Origin of the sequence: Rivularia sp. PCC 7116, assembly GCF_000316665.1 — a bacterium.
Lineage (GTDB): Bacteria > Cyanobacteriota > Cyanobacteriia > Cyanobacteriales > Nostocaceae > Rivularia.
The window spans coordinates 435,682-453,097 of the sequence record NC_019678.1 but is presented as its reverse complement, the minus strand read 5'-3'; the positions used below and the strand labels follow the sequence as shown (position 1 = coordinate 453,097).

General features: G+C 38.0%; 15 protein-coding genes. 10 read left to right on the top strand and 5 right to left on the bottom strand.

What is annotated here, in order from left to right:
* Positions 1 to 23: 23 nt before the first annotated feature.
* The 8 genes from RIV7116_RS01780 (at position 24) to RIV7116_RS01745 (ending at position 8,234) form a co-directional block, all read left to right on the top strand.
* The gene (locus RIV7116_RS01780) at positions 24 to 446 is read left to right on the top strand and encodes a hypothetical protein (protein WP_015116548.1); all 423 of its coding nucleotides are present in this window, start codon (positions 24 to 26) and stop codon (positions 444 to 446) included.
* Positions 447 to 475: 29 nt separating this feature from the next.
* Positions 476 to 3,547, top strand: coding sequence for a peptidase domain-containing ABC transporter (locus tag RIV7116_RS01775; RefSeq protein WP_015116547.1), 3,072 nt, complete (start codon positions 476 to 478; stop codon positions 3,545 to 3,547).
* 136 nt (positions 3,548 to 3,683) lie between these two features.
* Positions 3,684 to 5,234, top strand: coding sequence for an HlyD family efflux transporter periplasmic adaptor subunit (locus RIV7116_RS01770; protein WP_015116546.1), 1,551 nt, complete (start codon positions 3,684 to 3,686; stop codon positions 5,232 to 5,234).
* Between the two features lie 179 nt (positions 5,235 to 5,413).
* Positions 5,414 to 6,196, top strand: a complete 783-nt coding sequence (locus RIV7116_RS01765) for a peptidylprolyl isomerase (RefSeq protein ID WP_015116545.1) — start codon at positions 5,414 to 5,416, stop codon at positions 6,194 to 6,196.
* A 434-nt stretch (positions 6,197 to 6,630) separates the two neighbouring features.
* Positions 6,631 to 6,897, top strand: coding sequence for a hypothetical protein (locus RIV7116_RS01760; protein WP_015116544.1), 267 nt, complete (start codon positions 6,631 to 6,633; stop codon positions 6,895 to 6,897).
* Between the two features lie 181 nt (positions 6,898 to 7,078).
* Complete coding sequence (locus RIV7116_RS01755) at positions 7,079 to 7,417, top strand: hypothetical protein (protein WP_015116543.1); 339 nt, start codon at positions 7,079 to 7,081, stop codon at positions 7,415 to 7,417.
* A 210-nt stretch (positions 7,418 to 7,627) separates the two neighbouring features.
* On the top strand, positions 7,628 to 7,843 hold the full coding sequence (locus tag RIV7116_RS01750; protein WP_015116542.1) for a hypothetical protein: 216 nt from the start codon (positions 7,628 to 7,630) through the stop codon (positions 7,841 to 7,843).
* Between the two features lie 49 nt (positions 7,844 to 7,892).
* Positions 7,893 to 8,234 carry a microviridin/marinostatin family tricyclic proteinase inhibitor gene (locus RIV7116_RS01745; protein ID WP_232435758.1) on the top strand — a complete coding sequence of 114 codons (342 nt, stop codon included), beginning with the start codon at positions 7,893 to 7,895 and terminating at the stop codon, positions 8,232 to 8,234.
* Between the two features lie 249 nt (positions 8,235 to 8,483).
* On the opposite strand, the gene RIV7116_RS01740 is transcribed toward RIV7116_RS01745, so the two are convergent.
* The 4 genes from RIV7116_RS01740 to RIV7116_RS01725 all read right to left on the bottom strand — a co-directional run bounded on the left by RIV7116_RS01740 (position 8,484) and on the right by RIV7116_RS01725 (position 14,160).
* Complete coding sequence (locus RIV7116_RS01740; protein ID WP_015116540.1) at positions 8,484 to 9,284, bottom strand: PEP-CTERM sorting domain-containing protein; 801 nt, start codon at positions 9,282 to 9,284, stop codon at positions 8,484 to 8,486.
* A gap of 680 nt (positions 9,285 to 9,964) precedes the next feature.
* Positions 9,965 to 10,258, bottom strand: coding sequence for a hypothetical protein (locus RIV7116_RS01735; protein ID WP_015116539.1), 294 nt, complete (start codon positions 10,256 to 10,258; stop codon positions 9,965 to 9,967).
* A gap of 719 nt (positions 10,259 to 10,977) precedes the next feature.
* Positions 10,978 to 12,501 carry a pitrilysin family protein gene (locus tag RIV7116_RS01730; RefSeq protein WP_015116538.1) on the bottom strand — a complete coding sequence of 508 codons (1,524 nt, stop codon included), beginning with the start codon at positions 12,499 to 12,501 and terminating at the stop codon, positions 10,978 to 10,980.
* 114 nt (positions 12,502 to 12,615) lie between these two features.
* Positions 12,616 to 14,160, bottom strand: coding sequence for a pitrilysin family protein (locus tag RIV7116_RS01725; RefSeq protein WP_044291400.1), 1,545 nt, complete (start codon positions 14,158 to 14,160; stop codon positions 12,616 to 12,618).
* A gap of 341 nt (positions 14,161 to 14,501) precedes the next feature.
* On the opposite strand from RIV7116_RS01725, the gene RIV7116_RS01720 reads away from it, so the two are divergent.
* Entirely contained in the window at positions 14,502 to 15,116 is a 615-nt protein-coding gene (locus RIV7116_RS01720; protein WP_015116536.1) for a TetR/AcrR family transcriptional regulator, read from the top strand.
* Between the two features lie 118 nt (positions 15,117 to 15,234).
* Here RIV7116_RS01720 and RIV7116_RS01715 read toward each other — a convergent pair whose 3' ends face one another.
* Entirely contained in the window at positions 15,235 to 15,648 is a 414-nt protein-coding gene (locus RIV7116_RS01715) for a DUF4332 domain-containing protein (RefSeq protein ID WP_015116535.1), read from the bottom strand.
* 238 nt (positions 15,649 to 15,886) lie between these two features.
* Here RIV7116_RS01715 and RIV7116_RS01710 point away from each other — a divergent pair, with 238 nt between their 5' ends.
* A complete protein-coding gene (locus RIV7116_RS01710) occupies positions 15,887 to 17,272 on the top strand; it encodes an aminopeptidase P family protein (protein WP_015116534.1) in 1,386 nt (461 codons plus the stop codon).
* Positions 17,273 to 17,416 lie beyond the last annotated feature (144 nt).

Genomic DNA, 17,416 nt, shown 5'->3' with positions numbered 1-17,416 from the left:
ACTGACGGCAACATATAAAGATTATGTCACATAAATTTAGTTTCCTACAAGTGTTTGCGGGCAACAACTTTACTTTTTGTAGATTGTTGAGTATTTATACGCAAAAAATACAGTTAAAAAATAATCAAGCCGATTTACGTGTAAGTTGTTTGCGGCGAATTAGAGAAAATAAGTTATTGGCGAATTGCGGTAAATATGTGATTCCGATTTGTCAAATACTGAATTTTAATAGGATGTGGTGCGATATAGCTGTCATAGTGCGTAAAGCTTTAGGTTTTAGATGCTATGAGCCAACTACTGATATATTCCAGAATTTAAGCAATAAGTCTCCCCTGAACTTTTGGTGTTTTCAAAATAGATATTTACACAAAGGTATAGGGTTTCTCAGCGAAAGAAGGATTTGCTTGCCTCGCAAGCAAAGCTTATTGGCATTTTCACAAGAATAATCATTAACAGAGTTGGAGTGGTGGGAATAATGCAGAATGTAATTTCCCAAGAGCAGCTATACGAAAATATTATCGCTACCTTTGGTGAAAATCTTACCAGGCAAGAGATACAAAGCTGTTTAAAGGGATTAGAAATTGTTGAACCAAAAGTCACAAAGTTGTTTTGGCAGTTATTGGAAGCCAAGCCCGGTATTTTTATAGTACTTGCGGGTAAAGTTAGACTTCTTGATGATTCGGATAATTTAATTGCAACTTTGTCATCAGGTGCATCTTTTGGAGAACAAAGTTTATTCAGCGAACAAAACTTTATTCCTTGCGCTGCGAGAGCTTCAACTTCTTTGAAGCTTGGCTTTATCAGCCTTGAAACAATACACGACTTAATGGAAAGGTATCCGCAAATCCGGCAGCGATTCTGGAGACGAGCGGAATACTGGGATCTATTGCTGCTGTGCGATCGCAAGTTTCAATTGTCGCGCAGTTCTTCCACAGAGAAAATATTCAAAGCTTTATGTTTATTTGAACGATATAGTATCGAAGTTGGAGAAAATAATCTTCAACTATTTACAGATAATAAACTGCTGCTGCTGCGGCAGGGTGAATTAAAAAATGTCTCCAACCAAACATTATCTCCAGGAAATATTTATACAGAGATCGATGGTAGATGGGAAGTGACTCAACCGACTATCGCCTATAGTCTTAAAAGCTCGAACTTGGCATTAGCTGTTGATGAGTGGAAAGAATTGGCAGCTTGGATAAATCCTTCAGAAGAATTCTTGCCTAAAGAAGCTCCCCCTCGCAGACAAGCTAATAAGGAATTTCCCAAAGCCGAGGGGCGTGCTAGCGATAGTAAAATTATTCCATTCCCTTCTCGGGCACCCCAAAAGCAAAAGGCAAAACCTTTCTTTCCTAGCCCTAAAACTAAGGCTATACATTTATGGCAACGCTTTAGCAAACAATATCCTTTTTACGCTCAGCAAAGTGCGTCTGACTGCGGCTGTGCTTGTTTGGTAATGATTGGCAGACATTGGGGTAAAAAATTAGCTGTCAATCAGGTGCGGAATATTGCCAATGTCAACCGGAGTGGTGCATCTTTAAAAAGTTTGGCTGCTGCTGCTGAAAGTATAGGTTTCGCAAGCAAACCCGTGCAAGCCAGCTTTGATAAGTTGGCACAACAATCTTTACCGGCAATTGTCCATTGGGAAGGCAAACATTACATTGTCGTGTATGAGATCGCTCACAAGCACGTTATAGTTTGCGATCCCGCTATTGGGCAGCGCAGATTAACTTACGGCGAGTTTAATGATAAGTGGACTGGTTATGCATTGTTGTTGCAACCTACCATAGGTATCAACAAAGTCAAAGAAGAGGCAACAGGTGTTTGGAGATTTTATGAATTAGTTAAACCCCATTACTGGGTACTACTTGAAGTCTTCATGGCTTCAATATTGCTGCAAATTTTTGGATTAATAACACCGCTATTTACACAACTTTTACTAGACAGAGTAATTGTTCAAGGCAGCATATCGACTCTAAACGCCATTGGTTTGGGACTTTTAATCTTTGGTTTCTTTAGTATTTTGGTTAACGCCGTGCGGGAATATTTGCTATTTCATACAGCTAACCGCATTAGTGTTGCCATGCTGGTAGGGTTTCTGAAACATACTTTTAGCTTGCCTCTGTCTTATTTTGAGTCGCGCTTTGTAGGTGATATAACTTCCCGAATTGAGGAAAATGAAAAGATTCAGAGTTTTCTAACTGGCGAAACGCTTTCCATACTTTTAGATTTAATTACCATAGTTGTTTATCTAGCCGTCATGTTTTGGTACAACTGGCAGATGACATTGTTATCGCTGTTGATTGTGCCACCGTTTTTTATCTTGGCTTTTGCAAGTACAAGTATTTTACGGCGAATGTCTAGAGAGATTTTCAACGCTGGAGTGGAGCAAGATAGCTATTTGATTCAATCGCTCACAGGTATTCGTTCGGTGCGAAGTATGGCGATTGAGCATACTGTGCGCTGGCGTTGGGAAGAACTGTTAAATGATTTGATTAAGAAAAGCTTCCGAGCGCAGATTATTGGTACTCGCTTGCAAATTATTAGTGGCAGTATCGATACCGTCATGAGTACGGCATTACTTTGGTATGGTGCTTATTTAGTAATTAATAATCAGTTGACTATTGGACAATTAATTGCCTTCAACATGTTGATGGGTAATGTAATTAGTCCTTTTAAACGGCTTTCAGGAGTATGGAATGAATTTCAAGAAATTATGATTTCTACCGAACGCATTAACGATGTGTTGCAAGCGGAACCAGAAGAAGATTTACTCGCATCTTCCCGCAGACATATATTTAAGCTAGACGGACACATTCGTTTTGAAAATGTCACATTTCGTTATCACTCAGAAAGCGATAGTAATGTACTAGAAAATTTGAACTTTGAGATCCAGCCAGAGCAAATGGTAGCAATAGTAGGGCGTAGCGGCTCTGGAAAAACTACGCTATCAAAATTAATTTTGGGTTTATATCCTCCATCGGATGGTAAAGTTCTCGTTGACGGTCATGATGTTGCTAAAATCTCGTTAAAATCTCTTCGCAGACAGATAGGTGTAGTAGATCAAGATAATTTTTTATTTGGTGGAACTATCCGAGAGAATATTAGCATTGCTCACCCAGAAGCAACTCTTGAAGAAATCATCGAAGCGGCGCATTTGGCTGGAGCAGATGAATTTATACAGGCGTTGCCGATGGGTTACGAAAATCAAATCGGTGAAGGCGGCGGTATGTTATCTGGAGGGCAACGCCAACGTTTGGTAATAGCCCGTGCTTTGTTAGGCAATCCCCAGTTGCTAATTTTTGACGAAGCAACCAGTAGTTTGGATGCTGAAACAGAAAGAGTAATTCAAAACAATTTAAAAACTATTCTGAAAGGACGTACTAGCTTAATCATTGCTCATCGTTTGTCTACGGTACGTAATGCCGATTTAATCCTAGTTTTAGATAAAGGTTTATTGGTAGAAAGCGGCACTCATGATGAGTTAATTGCTAAGAAAGGTCATTATTACTATCTGAATCAGCAGCAATTACCGCAGGCGGGATAGATAAGTTAACCATTAGATATTGAAGACAATTTTTAATTCTCAGCTAAAAACTAACAACTAACAACCAACAACCAACAACTAACAACTAACAACTAACAACTAACAACTAACAACTAACAACTAACTTTTTATAACCATGCCTTATACAGAATATAATTCATCTTCTTTAGCGAGGAAGGATGAATCTCAAATTTACACTCCCCCTCCTAATAAAGAATATACAGACAAAAAATCATCCGAAGATATTGTCGAAGATTCCGAAGAATATTTCTATGGTACGGAAGAACTTCTAGATGCTTTACCAAAAGTTTGGACTCGTTCTTTACTCTATGTTTTAATTGGTTTTGTTGGTTTTGGTATACCATGGTCAATGGTTTCTACAATCGATGAAACTGGTAGTGCAAGAGGGCGAATAGAACCTTTAGGAGCAATTCGTAAATTAGATAGTATAACTGGCGGTAAAGTGAATATCGTCAAAGTAAAAGAAGGTGATACAGTCAGAAGCGGACAAATTCTTGTAGAACTAGATAACAGTACAGTCAAACCAGAATTGGAACGAACCAAAGAGAAACTATCGGGTTTAGAAAAACAAGTATCGCAGTTGAATCTGCTAAAAAAACAAGTAGATTTAACACTTAGTACTCAAGAGCAACAAAACCAGTCTTTAATTGAGGAGAAAAAAGCCCAGATTAATCAAGCGGCTCAAAATCTCAATGCTAAACAAAGTACCTATAATTTGCAAAATTTAGAGAAGCAGGCATTAGTCTCTCAAGCAGAGCAGCGGATTCAAACTTTTCTTAACGAACGTAAATCGGCGAAAGCGCGCTTAGATATAGATGAAAATCAAGTCGAGCGCTATAGCAAGCTTTTGAAAGATGGTGCTGTCTCCGCAGCTCAAATTGACAGTCTTAGAAAGGAACAACAAGAAAGCAAACGAGTCTACGATAAAGCCAAATCGGATATCAAACAAGCTGAGTTACGTTTAGCTGAAGAACAAAATCGCTATCAGACAACTATGAATCAGTTGAAATCTGATATTGAACAAGCCAAACTACAGTTAGCCGAGCAGAATAGTAGTTATAGAAGTGCAGTCGATGCTGGAAAACTTGCTTTACTAAAAACTCAGCAGCAACTTAAAGAATTGCAAAATCAAATCAATTCCACAAAATCACAAATTGCTCAAACCAGAAGCGAGATAACGTCACTACAAATTCAGATGCAAAATCGCATAGTGCGATCGCCCATTGATGGGATTGTGTTTGAGCTACCTGTTTCTAAACCCGGAGAAGTGTTACAACCTGGACAAAGAATTGCCAAAATTGCTCCTAAAGGTGGGGGTTTTGTGCTCAAAGCTCAGATGCCGGTTAAGGAAACTGGTTTTTTGAAAAAAGGGATGCCTGTAAAAGTTAAGTTTGATGCCTATCCTTTTCAGGAATATGGAATTCTGCCAGGAAAAGTTAGCTGGATTTCTCCAGATTCAAAAATTGAACCGAAGGCTCCAGCAGGTACGGAAAGTTATGAATTAAGAATTTCACTTAAAAATCCTTATATACAAAATGGTTCTCGACGCATTCCCTTAACTCCTGGGCAAACGGCTAATGCTGAAGTAGTTATCCGCCAGCGACGTGTAATTGATTTTCTTTTAGATCCATTTAAGAAACTGCAAAAAGGAGGTTTAGAACTTTAATTAAGAAAGAGGGATACTCCCTTCGTTGAGAGGAGAGGAGATGAAAAGAAGACAAAAAATAAAGGGGTAAGGGAATAACTCTGTTTCTATCACTCCATCATCCCATCATCATTCCTGATTTATAACTCTCGACTATTAGCAATTCCCAATGCTCAATGCTCGATTCCCAATAACGAACTATGAAAAATATCTTATCTATATCTTCTCAAGAGATAATCCATTATTTGAAAATATCTTGCCAAGTCCCTGATGTCATTGAGGGGATAGCCATCAAGAAAATTATTGCCGACATTGCTAAACAAGCAGACATCACAGTCAGTGAAGATGAGTTACAGCAGGAAGGAGATAGATTAAGGTTTGCGAAAAAACTTGTGAAAGCTACTGATACTTGGGCATGGCTGAAAAGACATCATCTTGCTCTGAATGAGTTTGAAGAACTAGCCTACAACAATATAATTTGGGACAAGGTAGCTCATCACCTATTTTCTGATACAGTCGAATCCTTTTTTTATCAAAACCAATTTGATTTTATGGCTGCAGCTACTTATGAGGTTGTTTTAGATGACTATGATTTGGCTTTGGAGCTATTTTATGGAATTCAGGAAAACGAATTAACTTTCCCAGAAATTGCTCGCGAGTATATCTCAAATCCGCAATCGCGCCGCGCGGCTGGATACCAAGGGATTAAACAGCGCAATGATTTTCGTCCAGAAGTTGCCGCAGCAGTATTTGCTGCTAAACCTCCACAAGTTATCAAACCTATTACCATTAACAAAAGTGTTTATCTGATTTGGGTTGAGGAAATTATTCAACCTGATTTAAATGATGAGTTACGCGAACAAATTATTACGGATTTATTCGATGATTGGTTAAAACAACAAATTCAACAGATGGAAATTTCCACTTCACTTGATTCAAATAGCGACAACCAAGCATCTCCAGATTCGTTAATGCAGGCTTAAGTCGCGTTATTTAATTTTTTTTTTGCAGAATCAAATTTATTTCAAACAGAGGTGAATAGGGCTGAAAATAAAATATAGGTTTCATTTTTTGAATTTGTAGAAAAATATAATGATTCAGCAATAATTAATTGATTTAAGCAATTAATTCTGTTGACAATAATTACAAAACTCAATACATAAATATTATTTTTAACAAGGCAAATAGCTTATCTGCCTTGATTCATGGCGTTTATAAATAATAATTTGATCTATAAATAATAGAAGCAAAGTTTTGCATTTTTATCCAAAAAGCATAAAAAATAATTATCAGTGAAAACAAAAAAAAGCTTGCTTTTTTTGAATATAAGAACTATATTATAAATGTAAGCGAACAGGAGATGTATCGCTTCCAAAAATTCCCAGAAATGTGTTAATTTAATTCCCAGGAGAATCTCATGAATATTTTTGATTTAAATCAAATTGCAGTAGTAGAAGGAAGCGAAGTAATTGGTGGCGGCGGCAAATACGATTACAAGAAATATTACAAGAAGCCTAAGAAGTATGAAAAGGCTGTTGCTAAAGCTGATGCTGATGCGATTGCATTCGGTGACAAGGCTACTGCAAAGACCTATACTTCCACCACAGCAGTTGCTGGCGAATTCGCTGCTGCTGAGTCCAGTTCTTACGCTGCTGCTAAGAACAAGAAGTACTATAAGTATTAATAAACGCTTTCAAGTTTCATAACCTTCTGCAAGTAGTTCTTTAAAGAAGGTTGTTTATAAAGAGGATTTGACTGTATAGATAGTTAATGGTCTTTATAAATTGACAGATTGTCAACAATATCGCTGAAAACTATTTATGAGTTTTCAGCGATAGAAAAATCTTAACAGGAGGTCTGGTCTTATGAGCAGATTAAAAATTACCGACCTCAGCTTTTGTAAAACAGACATTAATGATAGTGAAAAAGTAAGAGGAGGAGCTTCAATTTCTGAGTCTCTCGCTCCTCACTTTAGCTATTATGACGATTTTTATTTTCCTAGTGCAAATTCAGGATTTAAACTTGCGGAGAAGTCATTAACTAAATATGGCTATAAAACAAGTTATTTCTATGATGATGCAACAGGCGATTTCGCTGTTGTAGTATCAAAAGCAAAGGGTAATGGTAAAGCTTACTCTCAAGCATCAAGCAGCTATGCTTATAAAGGCAAAATAGCTAGTGCAAAAGCATTTGCATCCGTTTAAAGTCTCTGAAATGCAAGTCTCTGAAATGTCCATTGCTTGGTTTTAATTTAATAAGCTATTAAAAAGATTTAGACAAGGCTTTTTAATAGCTTATTGTTTTTGGAATTTTCTCGATTTTCATCCGATACTTTGCCTGCAAGGGCAATACTAAGATGATATTTGGGATAAATGAAAATGATGCAATTATGTTGAATAAAAGTTGAGATAGTTATGAATAATTATCGAGTTATCTCTAGATGGATTGTATCCCCTGATGGTAAAATTGTTGTTGAAGCGAAAAGTGCAGCTGCAGCAGTTGGCGATCGCACGGAAATTCACCAAAGCGTTTCAGTCAATCAACACAATGGAAGTTGCAGTAGTTCCTCATCATCTAGTTCTAGCAGTTACAGTTCTTCAAGTAGTTCGGTAGCTAGAGATGATGAATAATTAAGGTGAATTCACGGAAGGATTAATGTTGTGTTCGAGAAAGAGAATATTGCAAAAAAACTCGTCGTCATCCGTGCCGTTTTTAGCTCGTTATTTAGAAGCAGGATACCTTGCAGAATTATCCGAAAAAGAAATGGATGATATACAAGGAGGTATTAGATATGGGTATAGGGATTCTAGGAATATAGTTCATACCTTAAAATACCCATCTGATAGCGAAGATAGCAACTCAAGCTACCATTCTAGTATCGGGAAGTATGTTTCTGATAGGAAGGATATTGATTCTGATGGTTATTGGAAAGGTAAAAAGTACAAGTCTGATATTTACAACGCCATTGTAGTTACCCATAAGTATCCTTCAGACAGCGATGATTTTGGAGCAGACTTTTAAAGGAACAATCTCAGATTTATCTGTAGAGTCAAATAATCCTAACTTCAGTTAATCACAAGCTTGATTTGAATCAGGTTTCGTCTCTCTGGTAGCGACAAATTGCTATTGCGGCTAGAATTCCAACGAACATGGATAAACTGCCTGTTTAGAAATTCCTCACACTTTAATCAGGAATAACCCGCAAGCAGTCAATGAATTTGCTCAAGACTGCGAGCAGGGTATGATTGCAAAAATTCTGTCTTTTTTTTGCTATTTACGACGGCGTTTCATGATTACTCCAATAACGCCACTAGATACGAGCAAAGCCAGACTTGCTGAAGGCTCGGGAGCTTGAACCAAAACTCTGTTTTGTTTAAACTCAACCAATGCCAAATTTGTGTTCCTAGTAAAAAGACGCTTATAGGAGCCTTCTACAGAAGCTTCTAAAGATTCTTCCAATCCACCAAAATTAGGATTAACAGATTCCTGGTTGAAATTTACATTATCGCTTGCTTGCAGTGCAACAAAATCGTTGTCACCTTCCGTAGTTAAATTTCCTATCAAATCGAAAGAATCTAAAACGGTGTTGTTGTCAATATCAAACAGAAAGAAAGATATTTCTCCAGCAGCCCTAGCATTTTCAGAAGGAGGATTATCAATCGATGTCGCTAAGTCTAAATTCGCTACAAAGTCAAAAGAAAAACTGTTATCTGCCTCTATTTCAAAACTACCTATCAATTCAGATTCACTTTCCGCAAAAGCTAAATATTCTTGATTCTCACCAAACGCTTCAGTGAAATTAAAGTTAGTTCCACCTTCTGTAGATTGTAAAAAAATTGCATTTGCTTCGGCTGTTGCCTCTGCAACTCCATTTTCCTCGAAACTAAAAGTATCAGTATCTGTAGAAGCTAAAACACCCGAAGGGGATTGGCTAAAATTTTCAAATTCAAATTCTGCGGCAGACAAGGCAAAAGTCGCGGCTCTACTTGGTGAAATAGCTAAAACTGAACTGGCTAAGACGGGAGCAGCAACTAGAATCAACTTTTGAATCAATTTGTGTTTTGTATTCATACCGTTTTCTTAAAAATTTGCACCATAAATTTTACTGACTGGTAAGCATTAGCATTCATAAACTCCTCTGTGAAAGAAATTTTGCCTCGTGCCTTTCAGTCAAAACACTACGTGTCGCTTCCGTAAAAATATTTTTTACAGAAATAAAAATTACAAGTCAGTTAAAGCCTTAGACTTGCTACGAAACACCCAAATACTTATAAAAAACTACTTAAGTAACAATACTAAAGTATAAATTAGCATATAAAGTAAAGTTACTATGAATACACTATAAAATTTATATTTCTCAGTACATACCAGTAATTAGCGAATCCCAGACAGGTAAGCAAATAGAGGCGATTAAAAAATAAAAAAAAACCTTGGCTTTAAACTAAGCCAAGGTTTAAAAGTATTTGATTGAGAAATGTCCATGCTTGGTTTTATTTTGACAAAGCGGATATCAAGTCTTAATTATTGCTCTGAAATGCTTGATTTATCCGTTTTATCTATTCACACATTTATCTTTTGCAAAAATTAAATTATATTCTTTGACAAATATTCATTTATTTCTTCCAAGATATAGTACGTGCAAATAATTCAAATTGAAAACTAGTGCTTTGGTAAAGATTTTACAATACTTTTGTATTGTGATTTAGACAAGATTTAAGTAACCAAAAACGTTACTGTTTTGTTGTTAACTATTAGTATGATTTTGCCGCGTAATCTGTGCCATAAGCAGTGTCATAAGAAACCTTAGTTCCTTTTTGGGCTGAGGCGAAAGCTCCGTAATAAGCAGCACCAAACTTCGGTGATGCACTAGCGCCTGTATAAGTTGCAGCGCTAGTACTATCACCAACACCTACGGCTATTGCATCTGCCTTCGCTTTCCCTGGTTTAGCTTTAGCCCTTCCTGCTGCAAAGGCTATAGGCTTACCTCCGATAATTTGATTACCAGAGTCTACAACTTCACAAACTTCTAAATCATTAATATTCATGGAATTTCTCAACCTTAATTGTTCTCGATTGACTTACTATGATTTTAACAATAAATATATAGCTAAAGCAACTAAAATTTTTGCGATATTTATTAATTTCACTTAATATAAATAAGTTTTATAACTTGATAGAAAAAATGATTATTTTTTTAACATAATAAATATTAATCTTGTTCGTCCCCTAGCATATAGATATTAATTAAGTTTTGAAAAACAATTTTTATTCAAATCTGCTCAATTAATTTAATATGAGCTTTTGTAAATCAAAATACAATAAGATCTGCGATTCTTTTATTATTTTATGAGTGAAAAATATAACCCAGTGAAGTAATTCATTTGAGTTTATGGAATACATAAGTAAAAAACATAATAAGCGTATATACTTAAGTGTTTATACTGCTATTACATTTTCAATATAAAAAAATGGTTACAGCTTTACATGGGCTTAATTTAGTGAAATATTCTTGTTTACGTGTATAATTTTGATAAATAAATATTGTCGATATAGCTGTTTTCATTGATAAAACACGAAATACACCCTTATCTGTTTAACTCTGCTCTATCTATTGCGTATTTGAATGTAATACGCCATCGAGGCGTGCATTCCACAAGATTGTGAAATTCGCCATAAAAAAACTCTCTCGCTGAAGCAAAGAGAGTTGATAATTTGATGGTATTTATTTATTTAGCTGTTTGTTTCTAAATTTTTCTAGACATGTCTATTGACTCGCTTGCGGCTTAGGAGTACCGGGAATGGTTACATCTATAGGCGTTATCTGGGATGCAAGTTTTGTAAGCGGTGGCTTGATAGCGGTTTGATTTCCTACAACCAAAAATACTAAATCGCTAAGCTTGAGATGTTCTTTTGCTACTCGCTGCACATCTTCTACCGTAGTATTTTCAACCTGCTTTTGATAGGTAAACAAGAAATCTTTAGGATAACCGTAATACTCGTAGCGCATCAAACGCGATAAAGTCTGAGCAGGATCTTGGAAATTGAAGACAAAAGAATTTAACGTAGACTCTTTCGCAAATGCTAATTCTTGAGGGGTTACGGGTTGGGTTTGAATCCGCTTGATTTCTTCCTCTACAGCTTTGATGAACTGTACTGTAGCATCACTACGTGTTTGTCCGCCAGAAATAAACATTCCGGGATAATCGAAACGGGGACTCCAGTAACCGTATACTGAGTATGCTAAACCTTGGCGCGATCGCACTTCATTGAACAATCTTCCACCGAATCCATTCATTACCCCATTCATCACATCCAATTCGGGATAGTCGGGGCTGGCGAATTTGCCGCCAATATGTCCGATAAGTACGTTACTTTGGGTTAACTGGGGTTGATTGACAAAAAAGACTCCGCCGGTTTTAGCTTGAGAAACTTGTGGTAATTGTGGTTTTTTGAAGTTAGGGTTAGCTTTCCAACTGCCGAATGTTTTCTCAATCAAAGATTTCATTTTAGCAGAATCGAAATCTCCTTCAATACCCAGAATCATATTATTGGGATAATAATACTTTTGGTAGAACTTGACTAAATCCTCGCGAGTAATATTATTGAGCGATGCATATTCTGGGATGCGAGCATAAGGGCTATTTTCACCGTAAATCAGCTTTTTGAACTCGCGGCGGGCAATGTCATCGGGGCTATCGTTACGACGGGCAATACTACCCTTCGTCTGTGTTTTTGCTAGCTCTAGCTGGTTTTGCGCGAAAGCTGGTTGTTGCAATACTTCGGCGAATAACCCGAAAACCGTATCCAAGTCTTCGCTGAGCGCTGCAAAACCAGCATTACCAGAAGTATCCCCAATACTAGTTTCTACCGAAGCCGCTCTTTGTTCCAACATTTGGTTAAGTTCGTCGGGAGGATGTTGCACAGTACCTCCAGTACGCATTACTCCACCCGTCAGCTGAGCCAAACCAACCTCGTCAGCAGGCTCAAACCGTGAACCAGTATGAATTATCGCTCTACCATTAACCAACGGCAGCTCATGATTTTCCATTAAATAAACTATCATGCCGTTATCAAGTTGGTACCGTTCGTATTCGGGCAACTTGATTTCACCTACCGGCTCGAATTTCAAGTCAGTATAATGCTTGGGCGTATACTTAACTTGTGCCGTTACTTGCTGTGCCATTGCACCAGAAAAGTCAAAACTTACCAGTACAAAAGCCAAACAAACCAGTAACGAGTAAAGCAATCTTTTCACTTTTTTGTTGTACCTTATTCTTTTAATCTTCATTCTCTCTCCTAATTGGGAATTGGGAATGGGGCATTGGGCATTGGGCATTGGGAATTAGGAGTGAGGAGCTTAAATTTATTTCCTTATCTCCCCATCTCCTTATTTCCCCATCTCTTAACTACCGGGCTTCTTCGGCAATAATTTTCCGACGGTGCGATTTTCTGCCACAAAAGTCTCTTTTGCGACGCGCATCACATCTTGAGCGGTTACGGCTTCAATTTTTTCTAACTTTTCAAACAAATTCTTCCAGGAACCAGTTTTGACTTCGTATTCTAATAACTGCTGCGCCATCCCCATATTAGAATCTAGGGAACGTAACAAACCCGCACGGGCATTAGTTTTTACCCTTTCTAATTCTTTCACGGAAACTGGCTGTGTTTTTAATGCTTCAATTTGCTCTCGCAGCGCTTTAGCTACCTCATCAACACTACGTCCCGGTGCAGTCAAAGCATAGAAAAGCATTAAGTTGGGATATTTATCTCCTGGGAAACCGCTAAATCCCTGCGCTGCTAGTGCTAATTGTTGCTTTTCTACCAAAGATTTATACAGTCGCGAAGTACGTCCGTCGCTAAGCAAACCGCTAATAATGTCATAAACTGCATTATCTGGATCGTTAATACTTGGACGGTGATAACCTTCTAAATACCAAGGTTGAGAAGGTAAATTTAAGGTAAATTCTTTTTCTTGAGTTTGTTTTGGTTCTACTGCGAGTTCCTGTTCTGGTTTGGGTTTAGCTTCATAACGTCCAAAATAAGCTTCCGCTAGTTTTTTGACTTCAGCAGGTTGGACATCTCCAACTACAGCAACCGTAATATTGCTGGGAACGTAGTATGTATCGAAAAATTGCTGTACATCTTCGGTTGTCAAGTTACGGATATCTTTGTCGTAACCAATCACCGGGCGTTTATAAGGATGCTTTTGAAAAGCCGTGTCGTTAAACTTTTCAATCATCTGTCCAATGGGTGAATTATCTACCCGCATCCGTCTTTCTTCAAGAATTACATCTTTTTCCTTATAAAATTCGCGTCGCAACTCGGGATTAAGAAAACGCTCCGACTCCAGAGACATCCAAAGTTCTAATTTATTAGAAGGAAAGCTGTAAAAATATTTAGTCGCTTCGGTAGAAGTCGTAGCATTTAAGCCCACACCCCCAGCTTGTTCGACAATTCTACCCAACTCATTTTGCTTTACCGTTTGGCGAGCTTGCTCTTCTATCTTTTTAAACCGAGCTTTTAGTTGAGCAACTTTATCTTTTTGTTCTGCTGAAGAAGCTTGTTGAATTTGGGCTGCTAATTTATCTAATCGATCGAGCAACCTTGTTTCTTTAGCGTAATTTTTTGTACCAATTCTGTCAGTACCTTTAAAAGCTAAATGCTCTAAAAAGTGTGCAACACCGGTTTTACCTTCTGGTTCGTCTACACCACCGACATCAGCATAAGTAAGAAAAGAAACTACAGGAGCTTTTTGTCGTCTTAGAACAATGAACTTCATGCCATTATCTAGCTTAAACTCCGTCAAATTTTCAGTAACCCGATCTAAATAAGGTTGAATCGAAGTTTCCCCAGATGGAGTTTGAGCAGATGCAGCTGCCGGTAAAAACTCCCAACAAAAAACTAATGCTAAAAGCAGTGCAAACAGCCGACGTGAGATATTTCCCATAATTTTCCTTTTAAACTGTGCAAGAATATCGCTTGGGGGCAATAAACTTAGAGAATTGAACATTTTTACATCTCTCGCATTCCAAAACAACGGAATTGTAATTTCTTTTAGCTTCGCCATATCACCATATATTTTCATCCTCTATATTTCTAATTACGCAGTTCAAGTTGGCGCTTAAGCAACGTATTATAAATTACAGATTATCGGGCTATCTTCTGGCTCCAGCAAAAATCTTAATTCTCAAGGCTTAATCTTATATTAAAGATTTGCAGCTTATAGTACTTAACGTTAGACAATAATGCTACAGATGCAGTTCCGGAACAATCACCATCACTAATACTATGCGAGCTTTTAAATCTCCTCCTCCTCCAGAAATACAAACACGCGATCGGATTTTGCAAGCAGCACAAAAGTTGTTTGCTTCTCAAGGATTTGACGGTACGACTACCCGCGACTTAGCACAAAAAGCAGGAGTTGCTGAAGGAACGTTATTCCGCCATTTTTCTAATAAAAAAGCAATCTTAGTTGAAGTTGCAACTGCTGGCTGGGTGGATATTCTAACCGATTTACTCACCGAATTAAGTGAAATGGGTAGCTATAAAGCCGTAGCCCAAGTAATGCGTCGTCGGATGTGGAATTTACAAAAAAATGCCGACATGATGAAAGTTTGTTTTATGGAAGCCCAGTTTCATCCCGAACTTCGCGATCGCATTCAAAAAGAGGTGATTGATAAAATGACTGATGTTGCTGAAGCTTTCTTTCAAACAGCAATGGATAAAGGAATCTACCGCAAGACAGATGCAAAACTCGTAGCTCAGGTTTTTCTAGGAATGTTTGCTGTGGCAGGCTTTTCACATAATACACTTATGGAACCAGATGCTTCCCCCCAAGAAAAACAGAAAATGGCAGAAGGGCTGGCTGACATATTTCTCAACGGCGTACTGGAGAAAGAGTAGTATAGCTTGCGATAGGGAGTGATTAGGAGCTAGAAAGAGAATTAACGATTAATAATGGGATTTAAAAGTTTGTAGTTTAAAGACAATTTACAAGCAATTACTATACGGGATATAACTTCTAACTCCTAACTGATAACTTCTTGGCTTGCTCAACCCATTCATTTACTTGTTCAACCGCAGGGCATAAATCTCGCCTTTGTAGAGTTGCTACTTGCAAACGCAAAATTTGTTTGTGTAAGCGATGGGGGGGAGTAGTTGACAACTGCACCACCGAAGCAATGCCAGCATGAAGCAACAACCCAGAATATTCCGTTCCCACACTGGGGATTCGAGCTAAATCCGCTAAAGCAACCCACTTATTTACATACTGGACATGAACCTGTAGCTTCTGTGCCAGTATTAACTTTTCTTGTGGAGTTTTTCCTTGTTTTACCAGAGCTAAAGTAGTTGTAAAACCATTATTTTTCAAATTATTAATTTCATCTTGGCTTAATCCTGGCAATTCTTCAATCAACCAGTTGCTTTGTTTCATATCAGTTATCAGTTAACAGTGAGCAGTTAACAGCGAACAGTTATCAGCGAACAGTTATTAATTTTATCTAAATCGGGTTGTAGAAAGAGGAAACTAAAGAGCGATTTTTGGAATTCCCCACTGCATTCGGTACCCCTTTGGCAGTGACTGGAAGATGTCAAGTTATTACCAATGCCCAATGCCCAATTACCAACTACCAATTACCAACTACCAATGCCCAATTACCAATACCTAAACAATGACAACAACATCTACTTCTAACTCACTTGCAGAAACTTTACGTAAAAGAAGAGAAAAATTAGCCGATTTAATCGATTTTCCGGCAGTATTCTGGTCTGGTAATCCTAGTCCCCGTAATTTTTCTGCAAACATCTTTCCACATCGTCCTAGCAGTCATTTTCTCTATTTTGCCGGATTACCTTTGAAAAATACTGCGATTCGTTTGGAAGCAGGTAAACTGCAATTGTTTATAGATAATCCCTCACCAAGTAGCGCTCTTTGGCATGGAGAAATGCCGAGTCGCGATGAAATTGCAGAACAAATTGGTGCTGATGAAGCTTACCCAATGGCTGAACTTGAATCATATTTACAGGATGTAGCAACAATTGCCGTACAAGATGCAGCTTCATGGACGCAACAATCACAATTACTAGATAGATGGATTTTACCGCAACGTCCACCGGAAAATAAAGATTTGCAATTAGCTAAGGCTGTTGCTCAGCTGCGTCTTACCCACGACGAAGCCGCTTTGGATGAAATACGTCAAGCTGTTGCCGTTACTATAGAAGCCCATAAAGCTGGTATGGCTGCAACCGCAGCAGCGAAAACAGAAGCACAAGTACGAGCGGCAATGGAATCAGTAATCATTGCTCGTAATATGACAACATCTTATAACAGTATTGTCACGGTGCGGGGGGAAGTGTTGCACAACGAGCATTATGAAAATTCCTTAAACTCGGACGATTTACTGCTTGCTGATGTTGGCGCGGAAACTCCCAATGGTTGGGCTGCTGACGTAACTCGAACTTGGGCTGTGAGCGGAAAATTTTCATCAACTCAAAGAGATATTTATGATGTTGTCTTAGCAGCCCATGATGCCTGTATTGACAAAATCAGCCCAGGTATAGAGTACGAAGATATTCATCTTTGTGCTTGTCAGGTTATTGCTGAAGGTTTAATAGATTTAGGTATTTTGCAAGGTAATCCCGAAGAGTTGGTAAATGTAGATGCTCATGCTTTGTTTTTCCCTCACGGAATCGGACATTTACTTGGCTTAGATGTGCATGATATGGAAGACTTAGGAGATTTAGCAGGGTACGAAGAAGGAAGACAAAGAAGCGGACGTTTTGGCTTGGGTTACTTGCGTCTAAATCGACCTTTACATGCCGGAATGGTAGTTACAATTGAACCGGGTTTTTATCAAGTACCCGCGATTGTGAATAATTCGGAGAATCGCGATAATTTTAAACAATTTGTCAACTGGGAACGTTTATCGCAGTTTGCAGATGTCCGAGGAATCCGAATCGAAGATGATGTTTTAGTTACAGATAATGGAAGTGAAGTTTTAACAGCTGCTTTACCCACACAAGCTGATGCTGTAGAAAAATTAACAGTTAATGGTTAATTGTTATTCTTCGGCTTTGGTGGTTGCTTGTTTTTTTGGCGTTGCTGAACAAAAAGATTAAGTACTGATTTCACATTGTTTGAGACGTAGCATTGCCACGTCTCTACAACGGTTTCAGATTTGTGACAAATGTCCCTTCAAGTG